Origin of the sequence: Streptomyces niveus (assembly GCF_001723055.1) — a bacterium.
Taxonomy (GTDB): domain Bacteria; phylum Actinomycetota; class Actinomycetes; order Streptomycetales; family Streptomycetaceae; genus Streptomyces; species Streptomyces niveus.
In genome coordinates this window covers 1-9,759 of the sequence record NZ_MDCR01000260.1, presented here as the reverse complement: position 1 = coordinate 9,759, position 9,759 = coordinate 1, and the positions used below count along the sequence as shown (strand labels likewise).

Sequence of the window (9,759 nt, the reverse complement as noted above, 5' to 3'; positions counted from 1 at the left end):
GGGGCACGGGGCGGGCGGTCCGGTTCCAGGGCGCTGCGGAGCGCGCCGACGAAGGTCTGTACGGCGCCGACCGCCCCGGCCGGCGGCGGATCCTCCGGCCACAGGTCGGCGACCAGCCGGGCCACGGGCACGACGTGGCGGCGGGCGACGATCAGCCGGGCCAGTACGGCGCGGTGGCGCGGGCCCTTGAGCGCGATCGGGCCACCCGGGCCCTCGGCGGTCACGGGGCCGAGCACACCGAAGAAGACCTCGTCGCCTTCCCGTCCCACGGAGCCCTCCCTCCCGCGCCGCCTTGCTGCCGACCTGCCGCTGACTCGCTGCTGATTCGCCCGCCAGAAGCTGGAAGCACCCTACGGAAGAGCGCACCATGCACCCCACCATCCCCGGCTTCACCTACCAGCGCGTCGCCGTCGCCGACGACGTCTCACGCGACATCTCCCTCAACGTCGCCGTCGGCGGCTCGGGCAGCCCGGTCATGCTTCTGCACGGCTTCCCGCAGACCCACCTCATGTGGCGGCACGTCGCCGTCGAACTCGCCGCCCACCACACCGTCATCTGCCCCGACCTGCGCGGTTACGGCGCGAGCGACAAACCCGCCGCCGCAGCCGACGACACGTACTCCAAGCGCGCCATGGCCGCCGACACCGTCGCGCTCGCCCGCGCGCTCGGGCACGACCGGTTCGCGCTGGCCGGGCACGACCGGGGCGCCCTCGTGGCGATCCGCGCGGCCCTCGACCACCCGGAGGTGATCACCCATCTCGCCTCGCTCGACGTCCTGCCGACGCTGGACACCTGGGACGTCATGCACGGCACCACCGCCGCCGTCGGCTTCCATCTCTATCTGATGGCCCAGCCGCCCGGCCTGCCCGAGCGGATGATCAGCGCGAGCGCGGACGCGTTCTTCGGCCACTTCCTCGACATCTGGACGCGCGATCCGCAGGCGATTCCGGCCGGGGTCCGGGCCGAGTACCTGGCGGCGTCACGCGCCGCCGTCCCCTCCATCGTCGCCGACTACCGCGCATCCGCCGGGATCGACGTCACCCACGACCAGGCCGACCGCGACGCCGGGAACCAGCTGCGGATGCCGGTGTCCGTCCTCCAGCAGGACTGGGGCGCGGCCCTGGGCTTCGACGCCGCCGCGCGCTGGCGCGCCTGGGCGCCCGACCTGCGGCACACGACCGTCTCGTGCGGTCACTTCATGGCGGAGGAGGCACCGGGGGAGGTCGTCGAGGCCGTACGGGACCTCCTCACCCGCTGATGAGCGGGCGCCAGGGCCCGTTCAGCCCACCCTCAGCCCACCCTCAGCGCGTCCAGCAACCGCCCCAGCGCCGCCCGCGTGTCGGTGAGGTCGGCCGGGTCCGTCGACGCCGCCAGCCACAGCGCCGCCTCGTTCATCGCGCCGGACAGCAGATGGGCGAGCGGCGCCACGGGCTGTGCGGCGATGACGCCGTCGGCGACGAGCCCGGCCAGCGCCTCCGTGAGATGACGGGCCGACGACGCCTCGTCCATCGCCCGCCACTCGGTCCAGCCCAATACGGCGGGCCCGTCCACGAGCATGATCCGCTGAATGTCGGGCGCGGTCGTCGCGGTGATGAACTCCTGGCAGCCGGTGACCAGTTGGTCCCACGGGTCGTCCCGGGTCCCGGCCGCGTCCGCGACGCGCGCGCCGACCTCCTCCTGGACATTCCGGAGTACGGCGCGGAACAGCGCGGTCTTGCTGTCGAAGTGGTGGTAGAGCGCGCCCTTGGTGACACCGGCGGCGGTGACGATCTCCGCGAGGCTCACCGCCCCGTAACCGACCTCCGCGAAAAGCCTCCGGCCCTCGTGCAGCAGGGCCTGCCTGGTCTTTTCCCGCTGCCGGGCCCGGGTCCCTTGCTCCTGCGGCATCGTGCTTCTCTCCGTTTGACATACCGAAAGTATGCGAATAGCGTTGTTCGCGTACCAATGGTATGCGAAAGGAACTGTCATGGAGCTGACCAGCTTCTATCCCGTGATCGCCACCGCGCGGCTCCAGGAATCCCACGACTTCTACACGCGACTGCTGGGCTTCGAGACGACGTTCGAGGCCGACTGGTACGTCAGCCTGCGGCGGCCCGGCCCCGTCCCGTACGAGCTCGCGCTCCTCGACCCCACCCACCCGACGGTGCCCGCCGGCTACGGCAGGCCCGTGCAGGGGCTGCTCCTCAACTTCGAGGTGGCGGACGTGGACGCGGAGTGGCGCCGGCTCGTCGACGGTGAGGGGCTGACCCCCGTACTCACCCTACGCAGCGAGGACTTCGGGCAGCGGCACTTCATCGTGGCCGACCCCAACGGCGTACTGATCGACATGATCACGCCGATCGAGCCGACCCAGGAGTTCGCCGAGCAGTACGTCGGCCTCGCGATGGCGCGGTCCTGACGCACGGCGACGGCGGTACGCCGCGAAGGCCCCGACCGGGACACAGATCCGGCCGGGGCCTCACTTGCGCGACTCGCGCGTAGCGGCGACGCGTAACCGCTTCGCGTATCAGTTCTGCGGGGGGCGGTCGTCGCCCGGCGTTGACCGGTCCCGGGAGCCCAGCTGCTCGTTCAGCTTCTGCTGGGCCGTGTCGACGTGGCCCTTGTACTTGTTGCCGGTCTTCCTGTCGACGGCGTCACCTGCCTTGTCGACGCCCTTTCGCACGGTGTCCTCGTGGCCCTTGACCAGGCCCTTGAGCTTGTCGAGCATCGACATGGCTCGTCCTCCCTAGTGGGGTTGGTCCTCTCCCAGCATCGGGGCGCGCCCCTCGTCCCGCATCCGGGCGCCGACAAATCGTGAGGAAGGGCTGCTGAGCGGCGCATTTCGATGCGATCTCCTGGCAAAGACTGGACCCCGAGGCTGCGCTACGGCGCCGGGAGTCGCACTCTTGACCGTATGAGTGACGCACCGATCGTCGTACACCGGCCGTCCGGGACGGGCGGCCGGCGGGTCACCGTCCGCGGCCGGATCATGGGACTCGCGCACAACGACGACCATCTGATCGAATTCCTGCGGCTCGCCGGGCTGCCCGACGCGTGGGAACTGCTCGACGACCCCGTCTGGGTCGAGTGGCAGGGCGGACTGCCGCACGAGTACGGCGGCGGCGCCGGGTGACCGGCCCTGGCGCCGGCCCCGCTCCTGGTTACGGCCCCAGCCTCGGCCCCGGCCCGGCCCCGGAAGCGGTCAGGTCGGCTGCCGCTGCTCCGCCACGATCGGCGTCAGCTGCGTGAGGGTGTCGATCCGCCAGTCCGCCGCCGCGACGACGTCCGGATCGTCCGCCGCCAGATAGCCCCAGTGGCCACGCCGCAGATGCGCCGCCCGCAGCCCGGCCCGCTGGGCGGGGAACAGGTCGTGCATGGGGTGGTCGCCGACGTACAGAATCCGTTCCGGCACGGTGTCCGCCGCCTCCACGACCCGCGCGAAGAACTCCCCGGACGGCTTGGCGACCCCCCACTCGCCGGACGTGACGACCAGATCGGCGGGCAGATCGAGGCCCCGCAGCAGCTCACCGGCCTTGACGCTCTGATTGCCCGCGATGATGACGCGTACGCCGAGCTCGTGCAGACCGGCAAGGGCGGGCCGTACGTCGGGATAGAGGTCCGACTCGTCCAGATGCTCGCCCCGGCCCGCCGCCTCTCTGGCCCGGTACGCCTCCGCGACGTCTATGCCGGGCTTGATGAGGCGCAGCGCGTCGGCGTTGTCCCTGCTCTGGGTGGTGACGGCGCCGACCAGCGCGGAGATGGTGTGGCGGGGGATGCCGAGCCAGTCGGCCCAGGAGGCCCAGTAGCGGTCGTCGCGGACGAGAGTCTCGCCGACGTCGAACACGATGGTTTCGATCACCGGGGTAAGCCTAGGGGCTGCGGGGGGCCGGATGGTGGCGGTGCGCGGCCGTGGAGGGCGACACGCTCTGCCGATTGTCAGTGGCGGGCCGTAGCCTAATGGCATGTCAGCTTCCTCCGATGCCAGCGTCCCCGTCCGTCCCGCCGCCGTCGTCAACGCGGAGATCCGTGCCCTGTGGGCGCGCGCGGGCCGGGCGCTGTCCCCCGCAGAGCAGCAGGAGTATCAGCGGCTGCTGGTCGAGTGGGCCGCGGCGGTCAGGGCGGATGTGGTGGAGGCGGCTTAGGCCGATCGGGGCCGGGACGGGGAAAATGGAAATGATCTTGGTCCGGATGGCGTAGTGTTGCATTCAACGGCGCGGGGTGGAGCAGCTCGGTAGCTCGCTGGGCTCATAACCCAGAGGTCGCAGGTTCAAATCCTGTCCCCGCTACTCGCAGAGAACGAAGGCCCGGATCCACTGGATCCGGGCCTTCGTCGTGCGCGGATATCGCCTGAGGCATCGGCGTCGACATCGGCCTTGACCTTTACGCAACGTCAAGATTTAGCGTTCCGGTCATGGAGTGGTCGATCCAGGACATCGCGAAGAAGGCCGGCACGACGAGCCGCACGCTCAGGCACTACGGCGAGCTGGGACTGCTGGACCCCAGCCGCGTCGGCGGCAACGGTTACCGCTACTACGACCAGGACGCCCTCGTCCGGTTGCAGCGGATCCTGCTGCTGCGTGAGCTGGGGCTCGGCCTGCCCGCGATCGCCGGGATCCTCGACGGCCAACAGGACACGGCCGCCGCTCTGCGCACCCACCTCGCGCTGCTCGAACAGGAACGCGAGCGTGTGGGACGCCTGATCGCGTCGGTGCGGACCACTCTCCACAAGACCGAGACGGGAGAAGAGCTGATGGCCGAGGAGATTCTCGACGGCTTCGATCACACGAAGTACGAGGAGGAGGTGACCGGGCGGTGGGGCCGGGAGGCGTACGAGAAGGGGGACCGCTGGTGGCGGGCGCTGAGCGAGAGCGAGCGCCGGGAGTTCATGGACCGGCACGAGACCATCGCCCGCGACTGGGGGCAGGCCGCGAAGGACGGTCTGGCCGCCGACAGCGCGCAGGCGCAGGCCATCGCGGCCCGGCACTGCGACTGGCTGTCGACCACGTCGGCCGTCACCAGGTCGTACGTCATCGGCGTCAGCGCGATGTATGTGACCGACCCGCGCTACGGTCGTAACTACGACAAGTACGAGCAGGGCGCCGCCGTCCTCGTACGGGACGCGATGACGGTGTACGCCGAGCGTCACCTCGCCGACTGACAGGGCCCGGGCCCGCGTGCCGGTCACCGCACAGGCCGTCCGATAGCCCACTCGGTCGACGGCGGGTAGCCGCCGGGCGCGTAAGGGGCCAGCCTGGGAAGGGCGCGGCACCGTCCGCAACCGTCGACGGACCGGGCAGGAGACCACTGGTGGGGCACCTGAGAGACAGCGGAGACGACGGGACGGCGGGTGGCGGCGGACGCGACGGCCGCCGCCCCGGTGGGCAGGCCGACCGCCGTCCCGGTCTGCCCACCAGGCTCCGCGCCCTCGGGAACAGTGCCCGTCGCGGCATCCGGCGCGGCGTCGACCGGGGATTCCGGCGCGCCGACGCCGAATCCCGCGTGAACCGCCGGCCGGGTTCCCGCCCGCCGGTCCCCGACCCGCCGCCCTTCGACCCGGACGACCCCACCTGGGACGGCCTGCCGACCGCCACCGGCAGGCACCCGCTGGGCTTCGGCCCCGAGGATCCGCGTCCGGCCGGTCGCAGGCGCGGCCGGCACGCCGGGCGGCGGGCGCATCCCTTCGTGGAGATCCTGCCCTTCCTGATCATCGTGGGCGCGATCATCCTGGACCAGGCGACCCCGACCGCGATCACCGCTTCCCCGCTCTACGCGGCGGCGCCGCTGGTCGCCGCCCCGTTCTTCTCGTTCGCACGCACCGTTGTCGTCGGTGTCCTGTCCACCGCCACCGTCGTCGTACTGCACTTCGTCAACGACACGGTGACCGGGGTCGAGACCGTCACCGAATCACTGACCGTCTTCACGGTCTCCGTCCTCGCGCTGGCCATCAACGGTGTCGTACGGCGCAGCGGTGAGCGCCTGGCATCGGCGCGGGTCATCGCCGAGGCCGCCCAGCGCGCCGTCCTGCCCACACCCGCCCCCCGGATCGGCGGGCTGCACATCGCCGCGCGCTACGAGGCGGCGGAGGAGGGCGCCTTCATCGGCGGTGACCTGTTCGCCGTCCAGGACACGGAGTACGGGGTACGGCTGGTGGTCGGCGACGTACGCGGCAAGGGCATGGGCGCCGTCGAGACCGTGGCCGTCATCATCGGCGCCTTCCGGGAGGCCGCCGAGCAGGAGTCGTCGCTCGAAGGGGTCGCGCGGCGGCTGGAGCGGGCGCTGACCCGCGAAGGCACGCGGCGCACGGGGATCGACCTGTTCGAGGGCTTCACCACCGCCGTACTGGCGGAGATCCCGCACGCCGACGGCATGGTGCGCGTGGTCAACCGGGGGCACCCGGAGCCGCTGCTGCTCGCGGCGGACGGGGCGCTGACCGCGCTGATCCCCGCCGAACCGGCGCTGCCGCTCGGGATGGGCGATCTGGGGGCCTGGCCGGACCGCGCGGACGAGGTCCCCTACCTGTCCGGCGCGACGCTGCTCCTCTACACGGACGGGCTCACCGAGGCGCGCAACAGGGCGGGCGTCTTCTACAACCCGCGCGAACGGCTCGCGGGGCGGATCTTCCCGGGCCCCGACGAACTGCTCGACGCGATCGTCGGGGACGTACGGCTGCACACCGGCGGCGGCAGTACGGACGACATGGCGCTGCTGGCCGTCAGCCGGCCCACCGAGCGGCAGCCGGAGCGGCGCCGGACGATGCCTGTCGTGCCGTGACGGGCGTGTCTCCGGTACCCGCCATCTCGCCCGGCACGCTGCGTAGTTGAGACGCATCACTCCGCATAACATTTGACGCACCGTCAGTTCGAGTGTGTGATCGCACACGGCTCACGGGCCGATCAACTCGCCCGATTCCACCCGCTTGTGTCCCGGTTGGTCCGGCCCGCTCGTGCTAACGATCACCCGGAACAGCTTGGAATAAGCCCCGGTCGTCTATTAACGTTCGATAACGCAGCGCGGTTGTCCCAGCCGTCGAAAGAGACGGCACCGTGCGCACGCGCCGAATTCCGCAAGGAAACCGGGGAACCACCAATTGGGGTGAATCGGGCGCCTGTTGCTGCCTCGTGCGGCAAGAAGCGCTCGTAGGAGACCTTCCTGCTCCGAACCCGTCAGCTAACCCGGTAGGCGAGAAGGAAGGAAAGGAGAGCGCCCCAGTGGCGTCCAACAGGCCTGCCCCCGAAGCCTCAGCCCCGGTCCATTTCGGACCCGGCAGCCGGTTCGCGGGCATCGATCGCACCGACAACGAGGCGAGCAGGGACTGGGAGGAGTGGAATCCCACCGCGGAGTCCGTCCGTCCCGTACGCGGCAAGCACCGTGTCGCCAAGCAGCGCAACGCTCTCGCCCGTAGCTCCACCGTCCTCGGAGTAGGAGTCATCGCCGCGGTCGGCGCGGGCGGCATCGCCTCCGCGCAGGACAAGCCCGCGGTCTCGATATCACTTCCCGACGCGATCTCGGACAACCTTCCCGACGCCAAGTCCCTTCCCGGCGTCGGGTCTTTCATGTCCGACGGCGACAAGAAGAGCGACGAGACGCCCTCCCCGCTCACCACCGCGGGCCTCACCGCCGCGGACGCCCAGCAGGGCACCACCGACTCCGGCGAGGCGCTGCGCGCCCGCATCCTCCAGCAGGCCGAGCAGCAGCAGGCCGAGGCCGACGCCGCGCAGAAGGCGAGCGCCGAGAAGGCCGCCGCCGAGAACGCCGCGGCCGCCGCCAAGAAGCAGCAGACCGAGGCGGAGGAGAAGGCCGCCGAGGAGAAGCGCAAGGCCAGGGAAGCGGCCGAGGCCAAGGCCGAGAAGGAGCGCCTGGAGAAGCTGGCCGCCAGCTTCTCGCTCCCCACCTCCTCGTACACGCTCACCTCCACCTACGGCCAGACCGGCTCCATGTGGTCCTCCGGCCAGCACACCGGCCTGGACTTCGCCGCCCCCACGGGCACGCCCACCAAGGCCGTCCACAGCGGGACCGTCAAGTCGGCCGGCTGGTCGGGGTCGTACGGCTACCGCGTGGTGCTGGAGCTCGAAGACGGTACGGAGATCTGGTACGCCCATCTGTCCTCGATGACCGTCGGCGCCGGCCAGAAGGTCACCACCGGCGAGACCGTCGGACGCGTGGGAGCCACCGGCAACGTCACAGGTCCGCACCTGCACCTTGAGGTGCACACCGCGGGCGGCAGCGGGATCGACCCGCTGAGCTGGCTGCGCAGCAAGGGCCTCACGCCCTAACTGGGCCCTGTCCGGCGGATCTACGTGGGCCCTGAGCGCCTGGCACGGCACCCCGCCGCGATGGCAGCGTTCTCGAAGGCGTGCAAGTACGTCCAGTACGAGCACGATCCTCCGCCTTGCGATGCACCGCACCAGACGCCCCGGGCCACCCACGAAGATCCGCTGGACAGGACCTAGTTCTTGTACGGGTTGTAGCCGCCGTAGTCGATGTACGGCGGCGGCGTCCACACCCGCCCCGTCGCCCGCGCCGCGTACGCCAGCGCGGGCGACGCCATGTCCCGGCGCTGCCACAGGTGGTGCAGCAACTCCTGCTCGCGCTCGGCGAAGTCCGGGCCCGCCGCGCCGCGCGCCGCGCGGTGGCGCAGGAACGCCAGGGCGGTCGCGAACGCCTGGTACTCGCCGACCGTACGGGCCGCCGCAGGGCCGTAACCGCGCCCCGCCACCTCGCGCGCCATCGAGCGCGCCCGCATCGAGGACAGCGCGAGCGGCTCGGTCTCGGCGAGCCAGCCCGCCGCCGCGTAGGCGGGCAACTCGGCTGAGACCGTGCGCAGTTCACGCTGCCGGCTCCAGATCGCCAGCCAGGTGAGCAGGGCGAAGGCGGGGACCATGAAGGCCGCGTACACCGCGTAGAAGCCGTACGGGCCGAACAGCGATGTGGAGCCGTTCCACAGCGCGTGCACACCCATGGCCAGCAGGAGCCCGAGCACCGGCAGCAGCCATCGGCGCACGCGTTGGCGGCGGGAGGCGAGGGCGGCCATGCCGAAGCCGATGCCCGTCAGGACCGTGAAGAGCGGATGCGCGAACGGCGACATCACGACCCGTACGAAGAAGGTCGCCGCGGTCACGGACGCGAGGCCCGAATTGCCGATCTGCTGGTCCTCGCCGAAGGCGTTGCCGAGATACAGGATGTTCTCGGTGAAGGCGAAGCCGGTCGCGGTGAAGCCGGCGACGACCACCCCGTCGACGAGACCGGTGAAGGACCGCCGCCGGAAGAGGAAGATCAGCAGGATCGCGACGGCTTTCGCGCTCTCCTCGACGATCGGCGCGACCACCGTGGCGCCCAGGGACTCCGCGCCCGTGGGGTCCGCGGTGGCGGTGGCTATCCACTGCGTCGCGAAGGAGTTCGCCGTGATCGCCACGAGGGCGGCGGCGAAGGCACCCCAGGCGAAGGCGAAGATCAGATTCCGCCAGGGTCCCGGCTCGACCCGGTCCAGCCAGCGGAAGGCCGTGATCAGCAGCGGCACGGGCAGGGTGGCCAGGCCGAGACCGACCAGGAAGCCGCGCGTGCCGGTCTGTTCCCGTACGAGGGAGAGGATCAGCAGCCCGCAGATGGCGAGCAGGATGATCACCCCGCCCGCGCGCACGGCCGGGTGCCGCCAGAACGAGCGCTGCGGCCGGTAGCGCCAGCGGGCCCGCTCCGGCACGGCGGCCCACATGTCACCGAGCTGCTGCTGCCGCTCGAACGCGGGGATCGCCGGGTGGGCGGCCGGGTGCGGGGGCTCGCGCG

At 71.3% G+C, this 9,759-nt stretch carries 12 protein-coding genes, 1 tRNA gene and 1 riboswitch; of the genes, 8 read left to right on the top strand and 5 right to left on the bottom strand.

Translation table 11 applies throughout. From position 1 onward, the window contains the following. A partial coding sequence (locus tag BHU15_RS26930) for an AfsR/SARP family transcriptional regulator (RefSeq protein ID WP_171908455.1) occupies nucleotides 1-269 on the bottom strand: 269 nt, incomplete at its 3' end. 98 nt (nucleotides 270-367) lie between these two features. On the opposite strand from BHU15_RS26930, the gene BHU15_RS26925 reads away from it, so the two are divergent. Beyond that, on the top strand, nucleotides 368-1,258 hold the full coding sequence (locus BHU15_RS26925) for an alpha/beta fold hydrolase (RefSeq protein WP_069629557.1): 891 nt from the start codon (nucleotides 368-370) through the stop codon (nucleotides 1,256-1,258). A gap of 32 nt (nucleotides 1,259-1,290) precedes the next feature. Here BHU15_RS26925 and BHU15_RS26920 read toward each other — a convergent pair whose 3' ends face one another. Then, complete coding sequence (locus tag BHU15_RS26920) at nucleotides 1,291-1,887, bottom strand: TetR/AcrR family transcriptional regulator (protein ID WP_069629556.1); 597 nt, start codon at nucleotides 1,885-1,887, stop codon at nucleotides 1,291-1,293. A gap of 79 nt (nucleotides 1,888-1,966) precedes the next feature. On the opposite strand from BHU15_RS26920, the gene BHU15_RS26915 reads away from it, so the two are divergent. After that, a complete protein-coding gene (locus tag BHU15_RS26915) occupies nucleotides 1,967-2,398 on the top strand; it encodes a VOC family protein (protein ID WP_069629555.1) in 432 nt (143 codons plus the stop codon). Nucleotides 2,399-2,506: 108 nt separating this feature from the next. On the opposite strand, the gene BHU15_RS26910 is transcribed toward BHU15_RS26915, so the two are convergent. Then, nucleotides 2,507-2,713 (bottom strand): antitoxin, encoded by a 207-nt coding sequence (locus tag BHU15_RS26910; RefSeq protein ID WP_069629554.1) that lies wholly within the window; start codon nucleotides 2,711-2,713, stop codon nucleotides 2,507-2,509. A 180-nt stretch (nucleotides 2,714-2,893) separates the two neighbouring features. On the opposite strand from BHU15_RS26910, the gene BHU15_RS26905 reads away from it, so the two are divergent. Beyond that, nucleotides 2,894-3,112, top strand: coding sequence for a hypothetical protein (locus tag BHU15_RS26905; RefSeq protein WP_023540567.1), 219 nt, complete (start codon nucleotides 2,894-2,896; stop codon nucleotides 3,110-3,112). A gap of 69 nt (nucleotides 3,113-3,181) precedes the next feature. On the opposite strand, the gene BHU15_RS26900 is transcribed toward BHU15_RS26905, so the two are convergent. Next, a complete protein-coding gene (locus BHU15_RS26900; RefSeq protein WP_079128403.1) occupies nucleotides 3,182-3,835 on the bottom strand; it encodes an HAD family hydrolase in 654 nt (217 codons plus the stop codon). Nucleotides 3,836-3,941: 106 nt separating this feature from the next. On the opposite strand from BHU15_RS26900, the gene BHU15_RS26895 reads away from it, so the two are divergent. The 5 genes from BHU15_RS26895 to BHU15_RS26875 all read left to right on the top strand — a co-directional run bounded on the left by BHU15_RS26895 (nucleotide 3,942) and on the right by BHU15_RS26875 (nucleotide 8,252). Continuing rightward, nucleotides 3,942-4,121 (top strand): hypothetical protein, encoded by a 180-nt coding sequence (locus BHU15_RS26895; protein WP_031230865.1) that lies wholly within the window; start codon nucleotides 3,942-3,944, stop codon nucleotides 4,119-4,121. Between the two features lie 70 nt (nucleotides 4,122-4,191). Next, nucleotides 4,192-4,265: transfer RNA gene (locus BHU15_RS26890), tRNA-Met, on the top strand. A gap of 125 nt (nucleotides 4,266-4,390) precedes the next feature. Continuing rightward, nucleotides 4,391-5,137 (top strand): MerR family transcriptional regulator, encoded by a 747-nt coding sequence (locus BHU15_RS26885; protein ID WP_069629552.1) that lies wholly within the window; start codon nucleotides 4,391-4,393, stop codon nucleotides 5,135-5,137. 419 nt (nucleotides 5,138-5,556) lie between these two features. Next, nucleotides 5,557-6,750 carry a PP2C family protein-serine/threonine phosphatase gene (locus BHU15_RS26880; RefSeq protein WP_079128402.1) on the top strand — a complete coding sequence of 398 codons (1,194 nt, stop codon included), beginning with the start codon at nucleotides 5,557-5,559 and terminating at the stop codon, nucleotides 6,748-6,750. Nucleotides 6,751-7,021: 271 nt separating this feature from the next. Next, nucleotides 7,022-7,176, top strand: a riboswitch (cyclic di-AMP (ydaO/yuaA leader). 11 nt (nucleotides 7,177-7,187) lie between these two features. Continuing rightward, nucleotides 7,188-8,252, top strand: coding sequence for a M23 family metallopeptidase (locus tag BHU15_RS26875; protein WP_069629551.1), 1,065 nt, complete (start codon nucleotides 7,188-7,190; stop codon nucleotides 8,250-8,252). A gap of 173 nt (nucleotides 8,253-8,425) precedes the next feature. Here the strand turns inward: BHU15_RS26875 and BHU15_RS26870 are convergent. After that, nucleotides 8,426-9,759, bottom strand: a 1,334-nt coding sequence (locus BHU15_RS26870; RefSeq protein WP_438284986.1) for a PrsW family intramembrane metalloprotease, incomplete at its 5' end; no start/stop codon positions are given.